The organism is Leucobacter sp. GX0328 (genome assembly GCF_053567315.1).
In genome coordinates, this window is the sequence record NZ_JBSGPC010000001.1 from 1 (window position 1) to 22,023 (window position 22,023).

Genomic DNA, 22,023 nt, shown 5'->3' on the forward strand with positions numbered 1-22,023 from the left:
CGGGATAAAAAATTGGCATTTGACAATCAAGTGCACACTATTGAGTTCTCAAAGACCAGACACCACCCGTACACACCCCATCACAAGGCTTCCGAACAGCAACCTGTCCAAGTACTCCCACCAACCTTCTGCGGGAGTCGATAACGCAACAAAATTGAGCCGGACTGTTTCTCGCCCGGCTCCGTCGCGCTGACAAGGGAAAACATTACGGGAACCCGACCCCCAGGGCAACACGGGCACAACTCTCGGGCGTGTCGCCCGAGAGGCAGTGCACCCAGAACCTCGGGCCGGAGGCCCTCAGCGCTCGCTACGGACAGCCAGAAATGGCTGTCCGCCACACGCTCGCGCAGACGTGTCGCGTCCGGTTGCGGGGCGGAGTCCGGTGGCCGAGGGAGCTCGCGCTGGCTCACGGCCCTGCGGCAACTGCGGTGCTCCCGGCCGGCCGTCATCGCAGCGATGCTTAGATGGACGGGTGAACGAAACAGTTGCCTCTTCATCGGCCGCTCCAGCGCTTGCCCCCTCCCCCACCGATTTCGGTTTCGAGGTCGAACACCGGCTCGAATCGGGCGGCGCATCCGGCACCGGCGATCGCCCGCTCGGGCGTGCGGGGACGATCCGCACCCCGCACGGCAATATCCAGACGCCTGCCTTCATCCCGGTCGGCACGAAGGCGACCGTCAAGGCCCTGCTGCCGGCGACGGTCGAGGAGCTCGGCGGTCAGGCGGTGCTCGCGAACGCGTACCACTTGTTCCTGCAGCCGGGCAGCGACATCGTCGATGAGGCCGGCGGGTTCGGCAAGTTCATGAACTGGCACGGTCCGACGTTCACCGATTCGGGCGGATTCCAGGTGATGTCGCTCGGGGTCGGCTTCAAGAAGGTCATCTCGATGGATGAGAACGCGCATCGCAGCGACGAGGTCATCGCGAAGAACAAAGAGCGGCTCGCGCACGTCGACGAAGACGGCGTCACGTTCAAGTCGTTCATCAACGGCGACCGCCACCGCTTCACCCCGGAGATCTCCATGCGCATCCAGCATCAGCTGGGCGCCGACATCATCTTCGCGTTCGACGAGTGCACGACGCTCATGAACACTCGCGCCTACCAGGAGGATTCGGTCGACCGCACCGCGCGGTGGGCGGTGCGGTGCCTCGATGAACACGCACGTCAGACTGCCGAGCGCTCGCACCGCCCCTACCAGGCGCTCTTCGGCGTCGTGCAGGGTGCGCAGTACGAGGATCTGCGCCGGAAGGCGGCCCGCGGGCTCGCCGAGATGACCGGCGCCGAGACCGAGTCGCAGGTCTTCGACGGGTTCGGGCTCGGCGGTGCGCTGGAGAAGACCGAGCTCGGCACCATCTGCGCGTGGATGACCGACGAACTGCCCGAGGATCGGCCGCGCCACCTGCTCGGCATCTCGGAGCCCGATGACCTGTTCGCAGGGATCGCGGCAGGCGCCGACACCTTCGACTGCGTCGCGCCTTCGCGCCAGGCCCGCGGCGGCACCATGTATTCGAGTTCGGGCCGCATCAACGCGAAGGCGGCGGGCCAGCGCCGCCGTTTCGAGACGCTCGACCCCGAGTGCGACTGCTACACGTGCGAGAACTACACGGCCGCCTACCTGCATCACCTCTTCAAGGCGAAGGAGATGCTCGCGTCGACGCTCGCCACCATCCACAACGAGCGCTACATCGTGCGCCTCGTCGACCGGATCCGCCAGGCGATCATCGACGGCGACTTCGCCGAGATGCGCGACGAGACGCTCGGCCGGCTCTACGGCCCCGAGGCCGCCCGCGCGGCGAGGGCGGGCGTGCGGGTCTCCCGCTGACCGAGTGAGCCGTGGAGCCGCCCGGCGGCCCGAGCCGGGCTACGCCTCGGGTCGGGGCTCCGCGGCGGCCGCCCGCTCCTCCGCACGCCGCACCGTCCGGATGACCCGTGTCGTCACGGGCAGCAGCACGACCTCGGCGAGCACCTTGACGACGTAGCCGAGCACCACGTACATGACGAAGTCGATGCCGGTGATGATGCCGGCGAAGGCGATCGTGCAGAACAGCAGCGTGTCGGCGAGCTCGCCGACGAGCGTCGACACGATGAGCCGGGTGCGCAGCAGGCGTCCGGCCGTGCGGCGGTGCATGAGGTCCATGACCCAGGCGTTGAGCAGCTGGCCGGCGAGGAAGCCGGTCAGGCTCGCCGCCACGATGCGGGGCACGAAGCCGAGCACGGCCGCGAAGGCCTCCTGGTTCTCCCACCCGTCGGCGGGCGGCGAGATCTGCACGATGAGGATGGTGAGCGAGGCTACGAGCGCCAGCGCGAACGCCGCGAAGATCGCACGGCGCGATGCGCGCAGCCCGTATACCTCCGCGAGCACATCGCCGAGGATGTACGCGATCGGGAAGAGGAAGACTCCTCCGTCGAACACGAGCGGCAGTTCGAAACCGCCGATGGCGACGGCGCCGAACGCGATCGGCTTCACCGCGACGACGTTCGAGATCAGCAGGATGCCGACGAATACGGCCGACACCATCGCGTAGCGCGATCCGCGCCCTGCCGCCTGCACTCCCGGCGTCAGGTACTGCCGCGCGCCTGCGGCGTCCGGTGAGACGTCCACTCGATTCTCCTCGATCCTATTCATCGACTCTGCCCACTCCGAGCGCTCCTCTGATCATGTCCATGTTGAGCCGTGCTGCGACACGAGCCCCGCTCCCCGCAGCGATGATGAGCTGCTGCGGGCCCGGCGGCACGACGTCGCCGACGGCGTAGATGCCGCGCGCGGAGGTCTCGCCGTTGACGTCGACCTCGACGAGACCCCAGTCGTCGCGTGCGATATCGATGTCGCCGAGGTACTCGACGGGGGCGTGCCAGCGCGGGCGCACGAAGCCTCCGACGCGGGGAACGACCTCGCCGTCGGTGAGCCGCACTCCCGTCATCTCGGCCTTCTCGCCGACGATGTCGTCGATGGGGCGGCGTTCGACGCGGATGCCGATCGCGTTCAGTTGCGCCTCCTGGTCGGCGCGCACCGTGTCGGCGCCGTTCGTGAACACGATCAGGTCGGAGCTGAAGCGGCTGATGAGCAGCGCACGCGCGAACAGGTCGGAGGTCTCCCCGATGAGTACGAGCGGCTTGTCCGTCTTCTCGAACCCGTCGCATTCGACGCAGCTGTGCAGGGCGGTGCCGTAGTAGGCGCGGATCATCGGGAAGGGCGGCAGCTCTTCGGTGAGGCCGGCGGCGATGAGTACGCGCCGGGCCGTGAACTCGACGTCGGCCGAGCCGCGGATGCCGGTGCCGCGCACGCGGAAGCCGATGCCGTCGGGGAAACCTGCGGCCAGCGCCTCGTCCGCCGTCAGGCGCATCACTTCCCGGCCGATGGACTGGGCGAAGATCGCGGTCGGGTATGCCTCGAACTCCTCGCGGCCGAGGCGTCGCAGTTCGAGCGGGGATGCGCCGTCGCGGGTCAGGAAGCCGTGCGAGCGGAGGGTCGCGGAGTGCCGCGGGCGGTTGCTGTCGAGGATCGCGATGCGCCGGTGGGCCCGCACGAGTTGCAGCCCGGCGGAGAGCCCGGCGGGGCCGCCTCCGATGATGGCGACTCCGACCGGCGCCTCGGCGTTCACTGCGTCCACGTCTCCAAACCTCGCTCGCGACTAGGCGCTGAGGTGCGCCTGGAGCTTCTGCAGGCGCGCGAAGGTCTCGTCCCGGCCGAGCAGCTCGAACGATTCGAACAGGGGCGGCGACACGCGTCGGCCCGATGCGGCGACGCGCAGGGCGCCGAAGGCGACGCGCGGCTTCAGCCCGAGACCCTGCTCGGGGTCGGTGAGAGCGGTCTGCAGCGCGGTCTGAATCGCCTCGGTGCTCCAACCGTCTGCAGGGATCGCCTCGAGCGCTGCGAGGCCGGCCTCGAGCACCTGGGGCGCGTCCTCCTTCAGCGACTTCAGTGCGTCGGCCTCGTACTCGAGCGCGTCGGTGCTCGTGAAGAGGAACCCGAGCATGCCGACGACCTCGGAGAGCACGACGACGCGGCTCTGCACGAGCGGCACCGCGGCGCGCACGGTGGCGAGCTGTTCGGCGCTCGGCTCGATCGGCAGGGCGCCGCCCGCGATGAGGTAGGGCAGGATGCGCCGGCCGAAGTCGTCTTCGGTCAGCAGGCGGATGTGGTCGGCGTTGATCGAGTCGGCCTTCTTCTGGTCGAAGCGGGCCGGGTTCGGGTTCACGTCGGCGATGTCGAACGCGGCGGTCATCTCCGCGCTCGTGAACACGTCGCGGTCGGGCGCGAGCGACCAGCCGAGCAGCGAGAGGTAGTTCAGCAGGCCCTCGGGGATGAAGCCGCGATCGCGGTGGTGCAGCAGGTTCGCCTGCGGGTCGCGCTTCGACAGCTTCTTGTTGCCCTCGCCCATGACGTAGGGCAGGTGGCCGAAGTGCGGGATGGCCTTCGCGATGCCGACCTCGATGAGCGCGTGGTACAGCGCGATCTGGCGGGGCGTCGACGAGAGGATGTCTTCGCCGCGCAGCACGTGGGTGATGCCCATGAGCGCGTCGTCGACCGGGTTCACGAGCGTGTAGAGCGGCTTGCCGTTCGGGCGCACGACGACGAAGTCGATCGTGGAGCCCGCCGGGAAGGTGATGTCGCCGCGCACGAGGTCGGTGAACGAGAGGTCGGTGTCGGGCACGCGGAAGCGGAGCGCCGGTTCGCGGCCCTCGGCGCGGTAGGCGGCCCGCTGCTCATCGGTGAGGTCGCGGTCGAAGTTGTCGTAGCCGAGCTGCTTCGGGCGACCGGCTGCTTCGTTGCGCGCGTCGATCTCCTCGGACGTCGAGAAGCTCTCGTAGAGGTAGCCGGCGTCGCGCAGGCGCGCGATCGCGTCCTGGTAGATGTCGCCGCGCTGGGACTGGCGGTACGGGCCGTGCTCGCCGCCCGCGTCGATGCCCTCGTCCCAATCGAGGCCGAGCCAGCGCAGCGAATCGATGATCTGGGTGTAGCTCTCTTCGCTATCGCGCGCGGCATCGGTGTCTTCGATACGGAAGACGAAGGTGCCGCCGGTGTGCCGGGCGTACGCCCAGTTGAAGAGCGCGGTGCGCACCATGCCGACGTGGGGCGTACCCGTCGGCGAGGGGCAGAACCGTACCCGGATATCACTGCCGGTGGCGGACGAGAACTGAGGTGCAATGGTGTCGGACATCGCACTCAAGTCTACTCGGTGCCGGCCGCGTCCTGCACGACGCCGCGCATGCGCGTGCGCAGCCCGAGCTGCAGCGATGCCGTCGCACCGATCGCGAGCAGCACTCCCGTCGTGAGGGCAAGGAACGAGAAGTCGCCGAACGCGAAAGCGACACCCGAGAGGGCTCCCGCGATCGCGCCCGCAGCGCTCATCGTGGTGTCCGAGCGCCCCTGCCAGATCGGCCGTTCGGCGAGCGGCGTGAGCTCGGTGAGCAGCGCCGCGCCGGCGACCGTCACCGCCCCCCAGCCGAGGCCGACGAGCACCATGGCGATCTGCACGAGCAGGTGCGATGGGCCCGCGAAGTATGCGGTGATGATCGCGAGCAGCAGCAGTAGCCAGCCGAGCACGATGACGGTCAGGTTGCCGAAGCGACCGGCGAGCATGCCGAAGACCGGCGAGAGCGCGTACATGCCGGCGATGTGCATGCTGAGCGTGACGCCCACGATCTCTGCCGTCCCGTCGTGGTGCATGAGCTGCAGCGGGGTCATGGCCATGAGCCCGACCATGATGGCCTGCGCCATCGCGATCATGATGATGGTGAGCACACGGTTGCGCCGCGAATGCAGGGGCACCCGGTGCTCGTGCGGGTGCGCGGTGCCCGGAGCGGGCCGTACGACCTCCTCCTCGTCATCGGGCAGGGTGCGCGCGACGAGCAGCGGGTCGGGGCGCAGCCCGAAGAGGTTGACGAGCGCGGCGAGCACCTGCGCGAAGAAGGTGAATACGAATACGCCCGCGAGCGGGGTGACGCCGATGAGCAGGCCCACCGTTTCGCCCGGGCCGATGAGCAGCGGGCCGGCGACGGCGCCGATCGTGATGGACCAGACGACGAGCGACAGATCGCGGGCGCGATGCCGTGGTCGGGCGAGGTCGGTGGCGGTGAAACGCGCGAGCAGCTGCACGGCGCTCGCGACGCCGATCATCGCGATGCCGCCCGCGAGCACCCACCACAGGTCGATGACGGTGCCGAAGACGGCGACGAACGCGCCGACCATGGCGACGGCGCTGCCCGTCACGAGGGCGCGGCGCCGACCGCGCTTCGCCGCCAGGCGCGCGAGCGGAATGCCCGCGATCGCAGCGCCGAGGTTGAACACCGACGAGGCGAGGCCCGAGATCGCGTCGTTGCCGCTGACCTCGGCGATGAGCAGGGCGCCGACGGAGAGCGAGGCGCCGACGCCGAGCCCGCCGAGGATCGTGCCGATCGACAGCACCCACAGTGTGCGGCGCTGCAGCGCCCCGCCGCGCTCGTACCGCGGCGGGGCGGCCGCGGCCGTCGCAGCGGCGCTCACGCGGCCTTCTCCAGACGCCAGCGCGAGACGTCGACGTGGTCGAGCAGTCGCTTCGCGAGCCGTACCTGCGGGCTCTCGTTCGCCGTGACCATCGAAGCGAGGCCGATGGTGCGGTAGCGCGGCGGGTCGAGCGGCAGGGCGCAGGCGTCGTCGGGAAGCGTGCGCGCCGCAGAGAGTGCGAGGCCCGGCACGAGGGCGACGGCGCCGCCCGCGGCCGCCATGGCGAGCATGGCGGGCACGTTGTCGGTCTCCTGGATGATCTCGGGCTCGAAGCCCGCGTGGTGCGCGGCATCGAGCAGATGTCCGCGGCACTTCTCGCAGCCGGCGATCCAGTGCTCGGCGGCGAAGTCGGCGAGGTCGAGCGACTGCGCCCCCGCAGCCCGCTCGTCGGAGACGACGAGGCGCACCTCCTCCGTCCACATCGGCTGGAAGGCGCTGCCCGCGGGCAGTTCGGTCGAGCCCTCGTAGACGAAGATGAGCGCGCAGTCGACTTCGCCGTCGCGCAGCAGCTGCGCGGCCTCGGGCGGCTCCGCCTCGCGGTACTGCAGGGCGACGTCGGGCGCTTCTTCGGCGAGGATGCGCATCACGGCGGGCACGATGGTCGCAGAGGCCGACGGGAACCCGACGAGGCGCAGCGTGCCGGCGCGCTCGCCGCGCAGGTCGTCGATCGCCGCGATCGCGGCGTCGATCTCGGCGACGACGGTGCGCCCGTGGTCTGCGAGGATGCGGCCGGCCGGGGTGAGGCGGATGCCGCGGCCGAAGCGCTCGATGAGCGGCACCGCGAGGCGGGTCTCGACGCGCTTGATGCGCTGGCTGACCGCGGGCTGGCTGAGCCCGAGGCTGCCGGCGGCCGCGGTGAGCGACCCGGTCGTCGCGAGGGCGTGCAGAATGCGCAGCTCCGTCGAATCGATCGAGCCGAGGGGGTCGCTGCCGCGTTGGGTGTTCATGGGGATGAGTCTACGCCGAGCATAACCAGAACTGAAGTGAAAGATAAGAATGATTCTGTTTGATTATGGCCCGGGCTTCACTAGTCTGACGGCATGACCGCCCCGCACTCACCGTTCCGCCAGCACTTCCCGTCGACGCGCGGATATCTCTCGGCCTGCACCGCGGGGCTGCCGACGCTCGAAACCGTCACCGCGAGCCGGGCGTTCACCGACACCTGGGCCGCGGGCCGCCTCGACGCCGTCGCACTCGGCGAGACGATCGAGCGCTGCCGCGCGCTCTACGCCGAGGTCGCCGGCGTCGCGCCCGACCGGGTCGCGGTCGGCTCGCAGGTCTCGCAGTTCGCCTCGATCGTCGCGACGTCGGTGCCCGATGGCGCCGAAGTGCTGTGCGCCGACGGCGACTTCGCTTCGCTCGTGCACCCGTTCGTGCAGCTCGCCGGGCGCGGAGTGCGAGTGAGATACGCACCGGTGTCCCGGCTCGCCGCGGAGATCGGGCCCGGCACCGCCCTCGTGGCGTTCTCGCTCGTGCAATCGGCCACCGGGGAGGTCGTCGACCACGCCGCGATCTCACGGGCCGCGGCCGCCGCGGGCGCGCGTACCTTCGCCGACACGACCCAGTCGACGGGCTGGCTCCCCGTCGACGCCTCCGGCTTCGACTTCACCGTCTGCCACGCCTACAAGTGGCTCTGCGCGCCGCGCGGCACCGCGTTCCTCACAGTGCGCGAAGGTCTCGACGATGCGCTGACTCCGCTCGCAGCGGGCTGGTACTCGGCCGACGAGGTGTGGGGCTCGTGCTACTCGCACCACATGCCGCTGGCCCGGGGCGCGGGCCGCTTCGATGTCTCCCCCGCATTCCCGTCGGTGCCCGGCACCGAGACCGCCCTGCGCTTCTTCGCCGAACTGGATATCGCCGAGGCGCACACCCACGACGTCGGGCTCGCGAACGCCGCCCGAGAGATGCTCGGCCTCCAGCCCACCGATTCGGCGATCGTGGCCTGGCCCGACCCCGACGGCAGCGCGCTCGCGGCGATGCGCGATGCGGGCATCGCGGCATCGGGCCGCGCCGGCAACGCCCGCATCGCCTTCCACCTCTGGAACGATGCGGGCGATGTCGCGGCACTCGCGGAGGCGCTCGGGCGCCGCTGACTCCGGCTCGTCGCTGATCCCTGGCCCGCCGCTGCCCTGGCGGGCCGCGCACTAGGCTGACGGCATGTCAGACGGTTTCGAAGGGTACCCCCACCCCAGCGCGTCGAACTTCCCGACGCGGCTCGGCCCGCTCGCAGGCGTCTTCGTGCTCGCCGCATGCGGCTGGTCGGCCTGGGCGAACTACCGCGAGGGCGACCTGTTCGTCACCGGAGCAATGGTGCTCACCGGGCTCATCATCGGCCTCGGAGGCATCGGCATCGGCTTCATGGGCAAGCGACCCCGCGGGCGGTTCCGCTTCATCAACGCGGTCGTGATGACGCGCGCCGAACGAGCGCCGGTCGACTCGTGGGTGCACGTCGCGCCGACGAAGCCGCTCCCCTGGCCGCTGCTCATCTGCAACGCGCTCTTCACGCTCGCGATGCTCGCGGCACTCGTACTCGGCGTGCTGCAGCTCGTCGGCGCGATGCCGCGCATGAACCCGAATACGACGACCGGCGCGTTCCTCTTCGCACTCCTGATCGTGCTCGCGTTCACCGCCGCGAGCGGCTTCCTCGCAACCCTCAACTTCGCGCGCAGATGGAGGAACGGCCGCTTCGGCGCCCGCCCGAGCGGCGTCGCGCTCGGCGAGCGCACGGTGAGCGTCCGCGTGCCGGGCAGGGACGCCGAGATCTTCTGGGAGCACATCCGCTCGGTGGAGCCCGTGCTCATGCCGGGCCGGCGCCACCCCGTGCCGATGATCAGGCTCTCGGTCTCGGCAGAGGCAGGCATCGCCGGTCATGCGCAGCTGCTGAACGCCGACGGTTACACGGTGCCGACCGACGCGCTCTACTCGGCCCTGCGCTGGTACCTCGCCCGCCCCGAGGCGCGGCGACGGGAGCTCGGCCGCACCGAGGGCGTCGAGCGCCTCGAAGGCTGGCGCCTCGACGCGCTCGCGCGCGACTGACCGACTTCAGCCGGCGGCGGCGAGCGCCGCGTCCGCGCCTCGCTCCGCAACGCGCGGACTTCCACGCAGTGCCTATACCGACGCAGCGGCGAGCGCCGCGTCCGCCTTATCCTGCTCCGTCGCGACGAGCTGGCCGCAGGCGCCGTCGATCTCCTTGCCGCGGGTGTCGCGCAGGGTCGTCGGGATGCCTGCGGCGTTCAACCGATCGACGAACTCGCGGGTCACGTCGCGCGTCGACGCCGTCCAGATCGAACCCGGCGTCGGGTTCAGCGGGATGGGATTCACGTGCACCCAGCCGCGGCCGCGCTGGTTGAGCTTGTCGGCCAGCAGGTCGGCGCGCCAGGCATGGTCGTTCATGTCCTTGATGAGCGCGTACTCGATCGAAACGCGGCGGCCGGTCGTCTCGTAGTAGTGGTACGCGGCATCCAGCACCTCCTCGACCTTCCACCGGCTGTTCACCGGGATGAGGTCGTCGCGCAGATCGTCGTCGGGGGCGTGCAGCGACAGGGCGAAGGTGATCGGGATGTTCTCGTCGGCGAGCTTGCGGATAGCGGGTGCGAGGCCCACCGTCGACACCGTGATGCCGCGGGCCGACATGCCGAGCCCTTCGGGCGCGGGGGCGATCATGCGATGCACCGCGTTCATGACGCGCTTGTAGTTCGCGAGCGGTTCGCCCATGCCCATGAACACGATGTTGTTCACGCGCTCGGGCTCGGCGCCGTTGCCTGCGTCGCGCCGATGCCCGAGGCCGCCCTCGGCGATGACGCGGTTGGCTTGAACGATCTGGTCGAGAATCTCGGCGGTCGACATGTTGCGGGTGAGGCCCGCCTGGCCGGTCGCGCAGAACGGGCAGTTCATACCGCAGCCGCACTGGCTCGACACGCAGAGGGTGATGCGGCCCGGGTACCGCATGAGCACCGACTCGACGAGCGCGCCGTCGAAGAGGCGCCACAAGAACTTGACGGTGTCGCCGTCGTCGGTGACGAGTCGCTTCACCTCGGTGAGCAGCGGCGGGAAGAATGCCTCGGCGATCTCGGCGCGGCGGTCCTTCGGCAGATCGGTCATCTGCTCGGGGTCGGTGGTGCGGTGCTCGAAGTAGTGCTTCGAGATCTGCTTGGCGCGGAACTTGGGCAGGCCCAGCTCGACCATCTTCGCCTCGCGCTCGGCGAGCGTCATGTCGGCGAGGTGGGTGGCGGGCTGCTTGACGCGCGGCGACGCGAACTGCAGCGTCGGGCGCCCGTCGGGGTTCGTGATCTGCTGCCAGCCCTCGGCCTTCGGCTTGATCTGCGGGCGCGACGCACCGCCCGTGCGCGGCCGGGTCTTGATGAACTTCGGCGCATCGGGGTCGGTGTCGTGGTTGAGCTTGTTCGGATCCATCGCCGTCCATTGTCTCATCTGCGGCCGAGAACCGTCAGCAGGCGCCGCCCGCGCCGGGGGCGGCCGGTATCGGGAGCTTCGCGGAGCCCGCCGACGAGCCCGGGCGGCGTCAGAGCAGGCGGGAGCGGATCAGGAACCGCTTGCCCTCCGGCGCCTCGAGCGAGAACCCGGAGCCGCGCCCGGGCACCGCGTCGACGGTCAGGTGGGTGTGCGCCCAGACACCGAACTGCTCGCGCGACATCCAGAAGGCGATCTCGCGCGGCCCGCCCTCCGGGTTCGAGGCGAGCGGGGGCAGCATGAGCGTGCCGAGCTTCACATCCTGTCCGCCCGTCTTGAACTCGCCCTCCTGGTAGCACATCGGCGCGCTGCCGTCGCAGCAGCCGCCCGACTGGTGGAACATGAGCGGGCCGTGCATCTCCCACAGCTCGTCGATGAGGGCGAGCGCGGCAGGCGCGAACGCGAGCCGGCTCTCGGTCTCCCCCGCGACTTCGGGCCGCGCGTCGACGCTGCCGGCGATCGGCACCGACACCCCGCTCGCCGTGATGTCGCAGGCCGGTACCGCGCCCGGCTCCTGGTCGATCGTCTGCTCGCCCATCGTGCTCACCTCTCCGTCGAAGTCGTCCCGTGCTCTGCCTCCAGGGTACGCCCGGCACCCGGGGGCTCCCCTCCAGGGATCGCCGGTCGCCGTCCCCGGCGATCCCTGCAGCGGCGGTTGCGGTTCAGAAGAACCCGTCGGCGCCCTCCTTGTAGCTGACCAGCAGGTTCTTCGTCTGCTGGTAGTGGTCGAGCATCATCAGGTGGTTCTCGCGGCCGATGCCGCTCGACTTGTATCCGCCGAACGCGGCGTGAGCCGGGTAGGCGTGGTAGTTGTTCACCCAGACGCGGCCGGCCTGGATGGCGCGGCCTGCACGGTACGCCGTGTTGCCGTTGCGGCTCCAGACGCCGGCGCCGAGGCCGTAGAGGGTGTCGTTGGCGATGCGCAGGGCGTCATCGAAATCCGTGAACGTCGTCGCCGAGACGACGGGGCCGAAGATCTCCTCCTGGAAGATGCGCATCGAATTGTCGCCGCGGAAGATGGTCGGCTGGATGTAGTAGCCGTCGGCGAACTCCCCGCCGAGGTCGGCGACCTCGCCTCCCGTGAGCACCTGCGCGCCCTCCTGCCGACCGATGTCGAGGTACGACCTGATCTTCTCGAACTGGTCGTTCGAGGCCTGCGCGCCGACCATGGTGTCGGTGTCGAGCGGGTTGCCGCGGGTGATCTTCTCAGTACGTGCGACGACGGCGTCGAGGAAGTCGTCGGCGATGCTCTCCTGGATCAGGGCGCGCGACGGGCAGGTGCACACCTCGCCCTGGTTGAGGGCGAACATGGTGAAGCCCTCCTGCGCCTTGTCCCAGTAGGCGTCGTCCTGCGCCATGACATCGTCGAAGAACAGGTTCGGGCTCTTGCCGCCGAGTTCGAGCGTCACTGGGATGATGTTCTCGGAGGCGTACTGCATGATGAGCCGGCCGGTCGTCGTCTCGCCCGTGAACGCGATCTTGCGGATGCGCTTGTTGGAGGCGAGGGGCTTGCCCGCTTCGGCGCCGAAGCCGTTGACGATGTTCACGACGCCCGCGGGCAGCAGGTCGCCGATGAGTTCGAAGAGCACGAGGATCGAGGCCGGGGTCTGCTCGGCCGGCTTGATGACGACGCAGTTGCCTGCGGCGAGCGCGGGCGCCAGCTTCCAGGTGGCCATGAGGATCGGGAAGTTCCAGGGGATGATCTGCCCGACCACGCCGAGCGGTTCATGGAAGTGGTAGGCGACGAGGTTTTCGTCGATCTGCGAGATGCCGCCCTCCTGCGCACGGATCGCGCCCGCGAAGTAGCGGAAGTGGTCGACCGCGAGCGGCAGGTCGGCGTTCAGGGTCTCGCGCACGGCCTTGCCGTTGTCCCAGGTCTCGGCGACGGCGAGCATCTCGAGATGCTGTTCGATGCGGTCGGCGATCCGGTTCAGGATGACGGCGCGTTCGGCCGGGCTCGTCGCGTTCCAGGCGGGGGCCGCGGCGTGGGCGGCGTCGAGGGCGGCCTCGATGTCTTCGGCGGTGCCGCGGGCGATCTCGCAGAACGCCTTGCCGGTGACCGGTGTGATGTTCTCGAAGTACCGGCCTTTCACGGGGGCGACCCATTCACCCCCGATGTAGTGCTCGTAGCGGCTCTTGAACGTGATGAGCGAGTCGGGCTGGCCCGGGGCTGCGTATACGACCATGATGGGTCTCCTTTGACATCGTTGTCCGGTCCGGGGCCGTGCGCCGACGAGGTGCACGTCGAGGGTGTCTCACCCCGGTGCCTCAGAGGCTAGGCGAACGGAGGTTGCATCAAGGTTGCATCGGGTGGCGGGGCCGCAGAGGCGGGGCCGCAGGGCTCGGGATCGCAGGGCTCGGGATCGCACGGCGCGAGGCCGCCCGATTCGCGGTGCAGGGTCTCGGCCTCATGTCTCCCGCAGCGCGTCGAGACGGGCGACGACGCGCGCCCGTTTGGGCGAGAGCGGCGGCAGCACCTGCAGCAGCGTCTGCCATACCAGGGCGTCGTCGCCGCCCCAGTTCTGGGCGTAGTCGAACAGCGCGTCGGGCCCCGCCGATTGCAGCATCGCCTCGCGCAGCGTCGCGTCGACCTCGTCGCGCAGCCGTTCGGCGACGGGAGCGGTCGACTGCGGCATCACCGGCCCCTCGTAGGCGGCGAGGGCGAGACGGTGCGCACCGCGGGCGATCGCTTCGAGGCTCTCCACGGCGTCGACGCGCAGCGGGCGGTCGAGGCGGTAGGGGCGCGAGAGCAGGTCGATGCCCGCCTCACCCTGCGCGAGCGCCTTGCGCAGCCGCACCACTTCGGCGCGCAGCGTGCGCACCGACTCGGCGTCGCCGTACACCTCCTCGGCGAGGGCGGCGGCACCGAGGCCGGCGTGGTTCGCGAGCGCGAGCAGAATCTCGGCGTGGCGCCCGGTGAGGGGCAGCGATCCCCCGTCGCCCTCGAGGAGCGCGGGGTCGCGGCCGAGCACGATGAGCCGCGGAGCCGGCCGCACCGGGGCCGTCGCGCCCGCAGGTCGGGGGCGGGCGGCCGTGCGCGCGGGCCGGCGCTCCCGATCGATAAGCGTTCTGAGCGTCTCGAGCTTGAGCTCGGCTTCGACCGCCGCGAGCGTCGCCTCGACGAGGGGCAGGATGTGGGGCGACGCCGCCGCGTCTCCCCCGGTGACGTCGATGACGCCGATGATCGCCCCGCTCAGCGGGTCGTGCACGGGGGCCGCCGTGCAGCTCCACTGGTGCACGGCCCGGTTGTAGTGCTCGGCGCCGAGCACCTGGATCGCGTGGTCGAGCGCGAGGGCGCTGCCGGGAGCGCTCGTGCCGACGGCCGGCTCCGACCAGTCCATGCCGACGCGGAACCCCATCTCCTCGGCGGCCGAGCGCACGCGCGCTTCGCCGTCGAGCCAGAGCAGGCGACCGGCCGCATCGCCGACCGCGACGATGAGCCCGGCGTCGCCCGCGGCCTCGAAGAGCAGCCGTTCGACGACGGGCAGCACCCGGGCGATGGGGTGGGTGCGGCGCAGCTCGGCGAGCTCGTCGGCGCCGAGCGCCGGCTGCTCGATCGCCGTGCCGGGGTCGATCGCGAGCATCTGGGAGCGCACCCATGAGCGGAGCACCGCCGGCCTGATGCCGGCCTGCGCCGCGAAGGCGCCGAGCTGTTCGGGGTCGTCGACGAGCGCTCCGTCGCCGGTGAATCGGTCGTGGGCGCGGGCCAGCTGCAGGCGGCGCTCCTGCACCGACTCGCCGCTGCGCAGCGCACGCCACTGGCTCGCCACCGGCCCTCCTTCGCGCCCGCCCGGCGCTGCAGCGCTCCGGGCTCGTCGCGGCCCGCCTGCGGGCCGCCGTGCCTGGGATGCTACCGCACGTCGCTGGCAGAGCGGGGCGCAGCCTCAAGCAGCCTGCGACCCGCGGCGGTAGAGCTCGAGCAGCGCCTCGATGCCGCCCGATTCCCAGGCGCGCAACTGCAGCGCGGCGGCGCCCCCGTCGGCGCGGCGCTTCGCCGTGAACGCCTCGACGTGCGCGAGATCGCCGGTCGCCTCGAGCGACGGCCGAAGGTAGTCGACGAATGCGTCGACCACCTCGAAGGCGGGGCGCGGCTCGCTCGCCGCGGGGTCGACGAGCTCGGAGCGCAGGCCGTTGCGCGCCGCCACCCAGTGCGCGCCGCGCAGCAGATCGCGCTGCACGACGACCGGCGCGGCGCCCGCCCCGCGCTCCTCGAGCGCCCGATGCACCAGCGCGCGCAGCAGCAGCCCGAATACGACCGCGTCGCCGCTTTCGAGCTGGGCGTCGGCGGTGCGCAGCTCGACCGTCGGAAACTTCTCGGAGAGCCGGATCGACCAGTTCACGAGCGCCTTGTCCATGAGCGCGCCCTCGCGCACGAGGCCGTCGACGACCTGCTCGTAGGCAGCGGCGTCATCGAACGCCGGCGGGTAGCCCGAGCTCGGCCACTGCTGCAGCTGCAGATAGCGCCAGCTCGCATATCCCGAATCCTCGCCGTACCAGAGCGGCGAGTTCGCGGTCAGGGCGACGAGCACCGGCGACCAGTGCGCGATGCGGTTCATGACGTCGACCCCGGCGTCGCGCGACGGCACCTCGACGTGCACATGGGTGCCGGTCGAGTAGTAGCGGTGCACCATGCCGCGCATGGTCGCGTGGATGTCGTGGTACCGCGGGTTCGCGGTGACGCGGCCGGGGATCTCGCCGCCGATCGGCGGCGACCCGGTGCCCGCGAGCACGAGATCGTGCTGCGAGGCGGCGCGCGATGCGGCGGCGCGGAACTCGCGGAGCGATGCGAAGGCTTCGTCGGCGGTGTCGCAGACGGGCGTCGCCGTCTCGAGCTGGCTGTGGAAGAACTCGTACTCGGCGCGGAGCCCCGACAGAGCCGCGACCATGTCGTCGGCGCCATCGCTCGGCATGCCCGTTGCGGCGTCGAGCAGCAGAAACTCCTCTTCCACGCCGAAATGCGGTGCGTCCGTTCGGTTTCGGGTCATAGTCGACCTGCCCTTCGCCGGCGGTTGCTCGTGCCCGACGAGCCTAGACTATCGGGGCGCGGCAGCGCATGACGACGCTACGAGACCGTGTTGCGCAGGATGCCGATGCCCGGGATCTCGACCTCGACGGTGTCGCCGGCGGCGAGGCGCCCGACGCCCGCGGGCGTTCCGGTGAGGATGACGTCGCCCGGCAGCAGGGTGCACATTTCCGAGGCGTGCGCGATGATGCGAGAGATCGAGTGGATCATGTCGGCCGTGCTGCCGTCCTGCCGCAGCTCGCCGTTCACGCGCGTCATCACGCGCAGTGCGCCGAGGTCGGGGTCGGTCTCGATGACGGGGCCGAGCGGGCAGAAGGTGTCGAAGCCCTTCGCGCGGGCCCACTGGCCATCCGAGATCTGCAGGTCGCGGGCCGTGACATCGTTGCCGCAGGTGAAGCCGAAGACGACCTTCAGCGCGTCCGCTTCCGAGACGTTCTTCGCGACCGCGCCGATGACGAGGGCGAGTTCGCCTTCGTACTCCACGCGATCCGAGATCTGTGGCAGCACGATCGACTCGTTCGGGCCGATCACCGCGGTGTTCGGCTTGAGGAAGAGCAGCGGCTCGGCGGGCACGTCGCCGCCGGTCTCGCTGCGCATCTCGGCGACGTGATCGGCGTAGTTCTTGCCGACGCCGATGACCTTCGACCGCGGGATCACGGGCGCGAGCAGCCGCACGCCCTCGAGCGCGAAGCGGCGGCCCGTGGTGTCGTATCCGGCGACCATCGGGTCGCCGGAGAGCTCGACCACCTCGATGCCCTCGCCCTGCTCGGCGGCGTCGAGCACGCCGTACGAGATCTCGCCGTCGACCTGGAACCGTGCGACCTTCATCGGGCTATGCCTCCACGATCACGTCGAGCCAGCCGTGGCGATCCTCGCGCTGGCCGGTCTGGATGCCGACGAGCTCCTCGCGCAGCGACATGGTGAGCTCTCCCGGCGTCTCGCCGAGATCGACGATCGTGCCCGCCTCGCCCTTCAGCTGCCCGATCGGGGTGATGACCGCCGCGGTGCCGCAGGCGAAGGCCTCGGTGATGGTGCCGTTCTGCACGCCGTCGCGCCACTCCGAGACGGTGACGGCGCGCTCTTCGACCGCGTGGCCCCGATCCTGGGCGAGAGCGATGAGGCTCTTGCGAGTGATGCCGTCGAGGATGTTGCCGTTGAGCTGCGGCGTGAGCAGTGTGCCGTCCGAGCGCACGATGAAGAGGTTCATGCCGCCGAGCTCGTCGATCGTGTCGTCGGTCTGCGAGTCGGTGAACAGCACCTGGGCGCAGCCGTTCTCGGCCGCGATGTTCGTCGGCAGCAGCGACGAGGCGTAGTTGCCGCCGCACTTCGCAGCTCCGGTGCCGCCGTGGCCGGCGCGGGCGAGGTGGTCGGAGAGCCAGATCGAGACGGGCTTCACACCGCCGCTGAAGTAGGCACCGGCGGGGCTCGCGATGATCATGAAGCGGGCGCGATGGGCCGCGCGCACGCCGAGGAAGCTCTCGTCGGCGATCATGAACGGGCGCAGGTAGAGGCTCTGGTCGGCGCCGCTCGGCACCCAGTCGGCATCGGCGCTGACGAGACGGTGCACCGCCTCGACGAAGACCTCGACGGGCAGCTCGGGCAGCGCGAGACGCACGGCACTCGCGTTCAGGCGGCGCGCATTCTCTTCGGGGCGGAAGGTGACGATCGAGCCGTCGGGGCGGCGGTACGCCTTGAGGCCCTCGAAGATCTCCTGCCCGTAGTGCAGCACCGACGAGGCCGGGTCCATCTGGATCGGCCCGTACGGGACGACCTGGGCGTCGTGCCAGCCGGCCTCCCGGGTCCAGCTGATCGAGACCATGTGGTCGGTGAAGTGGTTGCCGAAGCCCGGGTTCTCGAGCTGCGCCTCGCGCTCCGCGGCGGGCAGGCGGTCGGCCTCGGTGACGGTGAAGGTGGGGGTCATAGCGGTGTTCTTTCGTCGGTGCAGCTGCGCTCGGGGCGGTGCGCGAAGAGCGCGCGTGGCGTGTGCGGCGCGCCGGTCAGGCGCGCGGCGCGATGGCGGCGATGATCGCGTCGCCCACTTCGGGAGTGGAACGCGCCGCAGTGCCGCGGGCGGCGAGGTCGGCGCGCACGGCGTCGCGTACGCGGTCGCCCTCGGCCTGAAGGCCGAGGTGGTCGAGCATGAGGGCGGCCGAGAGGATGGCGGCCGTCGGGTCTGCCTTCTGCTGCCCGGCGATGTCGGGCGCCGAGCCGTGCACCGGTTCGAACATGCTCGGGAACGTGCGATCGGGGTTGATGCTGCCCGAGGCCGCGAGGCCGATGCCGCCGCCGATGGCGCCGGCGAGGTCGGTGAGGATGTCGCCGAAGAGGTTGTCGGTGACGATCACATCGAACTGGGCGGGGTTCTGCACCATGTGGATCGTGGCGGCGTCGACGTGCATGTAGTCGACCGCGATGCCGGGGTGCTCGGCCGCGACGGTCTCGACGATGCGCTGCCAGGTCGCGCCCGAGTGCACGAGCACGTTGGTCTTGTGCACCCAGGTGAGCTTCTTGCGGTCGCGCTGCTCGGCGATCGAGAAGGCGTGGCGCACGATGCGCTCGATGCCGAAGGCGGTGTTCACCGAGACCTCGGTCGAAACCTCGTTCGGGGTGCCGGCGCGCAGACGGCCGCCGTTGCCCGCATACGGGCCCTCGGTGCCCTCGCGCACGACGACGAAGTCGACCTCGCCCGGGCGCTTCAGCGTCGACTCGACGCCGGGGAAGAGGGCGCAGGGGCGCACGTTCGCGTAGTGCTCGAAGTCGAAGCGCAGCTTGAGCAGCAGACCGCGCTCGATGTTCGCGGTCTTGAGGCGAGGATCGCCGGGCACTCCGCCGACCGCGCCGAAGAGGATGGCCTCGTGCTCGGCGATGGCGGCCTGCTCTGCTGCGGGCAGCGTGTCGCCGGTGGCGAGGAAGCGCTCGGCGCCCAGCTTGAACTCGGTACGGTCGAGCACGACATCGCCGCCCGCGAGCACCGCGTCGAGCACGCGGTTCGCCTGCTCGGTCACCTCGACGCCGATACCGTCGCCCGGGATCACGGCGAGCTTGATGGTGCGGGTCATTGAACGCTCCTTCTTCGGTGTTCTGCTGGCAACGGCCCCGGATATCCCGGGCGCAACCCTTCCAGCTTAGCGCCGTGCATGCCCCGGGAACGCCGAAAGCCCCACCCGAAGGTGAGGCTTTCGTTCCGGTGACCCCAACGGGCGCGATGCGCACGCAACGAAACGCGAACAGCGTTTCGGCGCGCACCGCGGCGGGCCCACCGGCCCGCAACCCGTGGCACGGGTTCGAATCCCGCCCCGCCCGAAAACGCCGAAAGCCCCACCCGAAGGTGAGGCTTTCGTTCCGGTGACCCCAACGGGATTCGAACCCGTGTTGCCGCCGTGAGAGGGCGGAGTACTAGGCCGCTATACGATGGGGCCGGAGCTGTTGTTTCGCGCTTCAGATCTCTCTGCCGCGCTGGCAACTCATATATCTTGGCACACCCCCGCGAATCCTGCAAAATCGGGCCGCGCACCCCGGGAGTGTTCCGCATGATTCCGCGCTTCTCGCCCGGATTCGACCGCTGTTTCCGGGGTGCCACGGAGCCCGCCGGGCCCGCGCCCTATGCCGCGCTCGCGGGCCGCCCCAGGCGCACGGCGGCCGAGACCACGACGCACGCGAGCACGAGGGCCGAGACGACGAGCGCTGCCGCGAATCCGACGACGCCCGCGACGGTGAGCGCCCAGACGACGGCGAGGCCGGTGCCGAGGAAGAGCGCGAAGAACTGGCCGTCGAGGGTCCACAGCAGCACGTTGATGACCGACGCGTCGCCGGCGGGCGTCGGCACCGGGGCGAGCAGGCGCAGCGGGATCGGCCCTTTCAAGGCCGTCGAGGCGCGCAGACCGACGGCGACGGCGGCCGCGAGCGCTGCAGAGACGACGAGCGCGGCGACGTCGGCGCCCGCCGCTGCATTCGTGTCCCCGGAGAGCGCGACCGAGGCGGCCAGCGCTCCCGCGCCGAGGGCGGCGACCGCGAGCACGGCGGGCGCGATTGCGTGACGAACGATCAGCAGCGCGGGCGACGAGGGCAGCAGGGGCGGCGACCCGCTCCCCTGCGCCGCGGTGGCAAGGCCCCGGCACCAGGGCGCAGCAGAGAGGTAGGCGAGCAGCATCGAGACGGCACCGAGGAGCGCGGAGGCGACGTAGGGCAGGAGGAACCGCTCGCCGGTCTCGGGCACGCCCGCCGCGAGGCTGCCGACCGCCGCCGACCAGAGCGCACCCGCGGCGAAGATGCCGAGGGCGCCGAGCGAGCTGCGACCGGGAGTGCGGGCGATGCCGAGGAGATCCCTGGTGAGGATCATGACGGTGAGACCGCCCGGGCGCGAGCCGCCGATTCGCAGCCTGACGCGACGACCGAGCCGCACGGGGGCGCCGAGACGCGCGAGGCCCGCTCCGGGGTCGCCCGAGAGCACGAGCGTCTGCACCGTGTCGAGTTGCAGTGCCGCGGTGCGCAGCTGCTCCCACGGCAGACGCGCCGCGACCGCGGGCGCGCACACGGCGACGATCGCCGCCGCGAGCACCGCCCCGAGACCGGCAACGGGCTGCGGGGCGCCTCCGAGCAGCAGGCCCGCGGCGTGCGACCAGGGATCGTGCAGCAGGCCGGGGCACCCCTGCGCCGCGAGCCAGGCCTGGGTCGCGGCCAGCGCGAGCAGCAGATTCGCTGCCACGGCGCGCGTGCGCCGCCCGAGCTGGCCCGCGAGCGGGGCCGCTGCCATGAGGATGCCCGCCGAGGCGCAGGCAGCCAGCAGCCACAGCGCCTCGCCCCAGCCGGGTGGCTCGTGCAGTGCGCGGGCGGCGATGCCGATGCCCGCGACGATCGCACCCAGGCCGGCGCCGAGACCGAGCCAGCGCGCGACGGTCGGGCGCAGCAGGCGGACGCGCGAGATCGGCGCGACGAAGACGAGGTCGAGCTGCGGAAGCGTCGCGCGGGCGGGGCCGATGCGCGACCCGGCGAGCACGAGCAGCACGGTGGCGGCGGTGAGCGCGGGCGCGAGCGCGCCGAACGAGGTGAGCGCGCCCGCATCGGCGAGCGCCGCGCTGCCGACCTCTGTGCCTGCCCCCGCATCCGGCTGCTGCAGCTCGCGCTGCAGCCAGAGCACACCGGCCCGCACCACGGGCGCGACGATGATCAGCGCGAGCAGCACCCCCATGTAGAGGCGGTAGGCGAGGTCGGAGGCCGTGAAGCGGCGCCCGCGCCCGCGCAGCACCCGCCGTGCACCGGCGATGCGCCGACGGTCGACCGCAGCATTCCCCCGGCGGGTCCCGCCGCCTGCTTCCGGCCGCGGCCCCGCCTCGCGTGCGCGATTCACGCGGCCTCCGCGCCTCCGCGTGCGCGGGGCTCGCCGACCACGGTCTCAGCATCGGCGACGCGCGCTACGAGGGCCGCATCGTGCGAGGCGAACGCGATCGCGGCGCCGTGCGTACGGGCGTCGAGCAGCGCATCGGCGACCAGGGATCGCCGGTCGGGGTCGAGCCGCTGCTCGGGCTCGTCGAGCAGCAGCACCGTTGCGGGGCGCGCGAAGGTCACCGCGAGCGAGACGAGCTGCCGCTGCCCGCTCGAGAGCTCGTTCGGGAAGCGCTCGGCGAGCCCCGTCAGCCCGAAGCGGTCGAGCGCCGTCGAGCCGAGGCCCAGCCACGCGGGTGCCGGCCCGGCCCCCGCGCCCGCGGCCTCCCAGGCGGCCTCGATGAGCGCGAGGTGGTCGTGCACCGTGAGATCGGGGTAGAGCACCGGCGGCTCGATGAGCGCCGCGATGTGGGTGCGCACGGCGGGGTCGCGGTCGTCGAGGCGGCCGCCGAAGAGCGACACCGTGCCTCCGCTCGGGCGCAGTCGGCCCGCGATCACGCGCAGCAGCGTCGTCTTGCCGGCCCCGTTCGGCCCGCGCACCGCGACGCTGCGGCCCGCGTCGAGGGCGATCGAGGTCGGCGGCAGCAGCACGGCGCCATCGATCACGACCTCGGCGTTCGAGGCCGAGAGCACCGACGCCGGCTCGTGCATCGTTCGAGGG

Annotated in this window: 18 protein-coding genes and 1 tRNA gene; 3 read left to right on the forward strand and 16 right to left on the reverse strand. The window is 71.1% G+C overall.

Features of this window, described 5'->3' with window-relative positions:
* Positions 1-472 precede the first annotated feature (472 nt).
* Positions 473-1,822 (forward strand): tRNA guanosine(34) transglycosylase Tgt, encoded by a 1,350-nt coding sequence (tgt, locus tag ACUYTF_RS00005; protein WP_449279125.1) that lies wholly within the window; start codon positions 473-475, stop codon positions 1,820-1,822.
* A 39-nt stretch (positions 1,823-1,861) separates the two neighbouring features.
* Here the strand turns inward: tgt and ACUYTF_RS00010 are convergent, their stop codons facing one another.
* The 5 genes from ACUYTF_RS00010 to ACUYTF_RS00030 are packed head-to-tail and all read right to left on the reverse strand — an operon-like array spanning position 1,862 to position 7,434.
* Positions 1,862-2,602 (reverse strand): queuosine precursor transporter, encoded by a 741-nt coding sequence (locus tag ACUYTF_RS00010; RefSeq protein ID WP_449279126.1) that lies wholly within the window; start codon positions 2,600-2,602, stop codon positions 1,862-1,864.
* 16 nt (positions 2,603-2,618) lie between these two features.
* Positions 2,619-3,611 carry an FAD-dependent oxidoreductase gene (locus ACUYTF_RS00015; protein WP_434141659.1) on the reverse strand — a complete coding sequence of 331 codons (993 nt, stop codon included), beginning with the start codon at positions 3,609-3,611 and terminating at the stop codon, positions 2,619-2,621.
* Between the two features lie 21 nt (positions 3,612-3,632).
* On the reverse strand, positions 3,633-5,162 hold the full coding sequence (gene gltX, locus ACUYTF_RS00020; RefSeq protein ID WP_449279127.1) for a glutamate--tRNA ligase: 1,530 nt from the start codon (positions 5,160-5,162) through the stop codon (positions 3,633-3,635).
* An 11-nt stretch (positions 5,163-5,173) separates the two neighbouring features.
* Entirely contained in the window at positions 5,174-6,487 is a 1,314-nt protein-coding gene (locus ACUYTF_RS00025; protein ID WP_434141657.1) for an MFS transporter, read from the reverse strand.
* Entirely contained in the window at positions 6,484-7,434 is a 951-nt protein-coding gene (locus ACUYTF_RS00030) for a LysR substrate-binding domain-containing protein (protein ID WP_434141656.1), read from the reverse strand. Before ACUYTF_RS00030 ends, ACUYTF_RS00025 begins: the two co-directional genes overlap by 4 nt.
* Before the next feature lie 93 nt (positions 7,435-7,527).
* On the opposite strand from ACUYTF_RS00030, the gene ACUYTF_RS00035 reads away from it, so the two are divergent.
* A complete protein-coding gene (locus tag ACUYTF_RS00035) occupies positions 7,528-8,580 on the forward strand; it encodes an aminotransferase class V-fold PLP-dependent enzyme (RefSeq protein WP_449279128.1) in 1,053 nt (350 codons plus the stop codon).
* A 64-nt stretch (positions 8,581-8,644) separates the two neighbouring features.
* Complete coding sequence (locus ACUYTF_RS00040) at positions 8,645-9,523, forward strand: hypothetical protein (RefSeq protein WP_449279129.1); 879 nt, start codon at positions 8,645-8,647, stop codon at positions 9,521-9,523.
* 72 nt (positions 9,524-9,595) lie between these two features.
* Here the strand turns inward: ACUYTF_RS00040 and rlmN are convergent, their stop codons facing one another.
* The 11 genes from rlmN to ACUYTF_RS00095 all read right to left on the reverse strand — a co-directional run bounded on the left by rlmN (position 9,596) and on the right by ACUYTF_RS00095 (position 22,013).
* A complete protein-coding gene (rlmN, locus tag ACUYTF_RS00045; protein ID WP_449279130.1) occupies positions 9,596-10,900 on the reverse strand; it encodes a 23S rRNA (adenine(2503)-C(2))-methyltransferase RlmN in 1,305 nt (434 codons plus the stop codon).
* A 109-nt stretch (positions 10,901-11,009) separates the two neighbouring features.
* On the reverse strand, positions 11,010-11,495 hold the full coding sequence (locus ACUYTF_RS00050) for a DUF779 domain-containing protein (RefSeq protein ID WP_449279131.1): 486 nt from the start codon (positions 11,493-11,495) through the stop codon (positions 11,010-11,012).
* A gap of 124 nt (positions 11,496-11,619) precedes the next feature.
* Positions 11,620-13,143 (reverse strand): acetaldehyde dehydrogenase ExaC, encoded by a 1,524-nt coding sequence (exaC, locus tag ACUYTF_RS00055; protein WP_449279132.1) that lies wholly within the window; start codon positions 13,141-13,143, stop codon positions 11,620-11,622.
* 222 nt (positions 13,144-13,365) lie between these two features.
* Entirely contained in the window at positions 13,366-14,727 is a 1,362-nt protein-coding gene (locus ACUYTF_RS00060) for a hypothetical protein (RefSeq protein WP_449279133.1), read from the reverse strand.
* A gap of 114 nt (positions 14,728-14,841) precedes the next feature.
* The gene (locus ACUYTF_RS00065) at positions 14,842-15,942 is read right to left on the reverse strand and encodes a carboxylate-amine ligase (protein ID WP_449279134.1); all 1,101 of its coding nucleotides are present in this window, start codon (positions 15,940-15,942) and stop codon (positions 14,842-14,844) included.
* 77 nt (positions 15,943-16,019) lie between these two features.
* Positions 16,020-16,808 (reverse strand): fumarylacetoacetate hydrolase family protein, encoded by a 789-nt coding sequence (locus ACUYTF_RS00070; protein ID WP_434141648.1) that lies wholly within the window; start codon positions 16,806-16,808, stop codon positions 16,020-16,022.
* 4 nt (positions 16,809-16,812) lie between these two features.
* Complete coding sequence (locus ACUYTF_RS00075; RefSeq protein ID WP_434141647.1) at positions 16,813-17,901, reverse strand: branched-chain amino acid aminotransferase; 1,089 nt, start codon at positions 17,899-17,901, stop codon at positions 16,813-16,815.
* A 76-nt stretch (positions 17,902-17,977) separates the two neighbouring features.
* A complete protein-coding gene (locus ACUYTF_RS00080) occupies positions 17,978-19,039 on the reverse strand; it encodes a 3-isopropylmalate dehydrogenase (protein ID WP_449279135.1) in 1,062 nt (353 codons plus the stop codon).
* Between the two features lie 287 nt (positions 19,040-19,326).
* Positions 19,327-19,399: transfer RNA gene (locus tag ACUYTF_RS00085), tRNA-Glu, on the reverse strand.
* Between the two features lie 182 nt (positions 19,400-19,581).
* The gene (locus ACUYTF_RS00090) at positions 19,582-21,327 is read right to left on the reverse strand and encodes a hypothetical protein (protein WP_449279136.1); all 1,746 of its coding nucleotides are present in this window, start codon (positions 21,325-21,327) and stop codon (positions 19,582-19,584) included.
* Positions 21,324-22,013 (reverse strand): ABC transporter ATP-binding protein, encoded by a 690-nt coding sequence (locus ACUYTF_RS00095; protein ID WP_449279137.1) that lies wholly within the window; start codon positions 22,011-22,013, stop codon positions 21,324-21,326. The genes ACUYTF_RS00090 and ACUYTF_RS00095 overlap by 4 nt, the downstream gene beginning before the upstream one ends.
* Positions 22,014-22,023 lie beyond the last annotated feature (10 nt).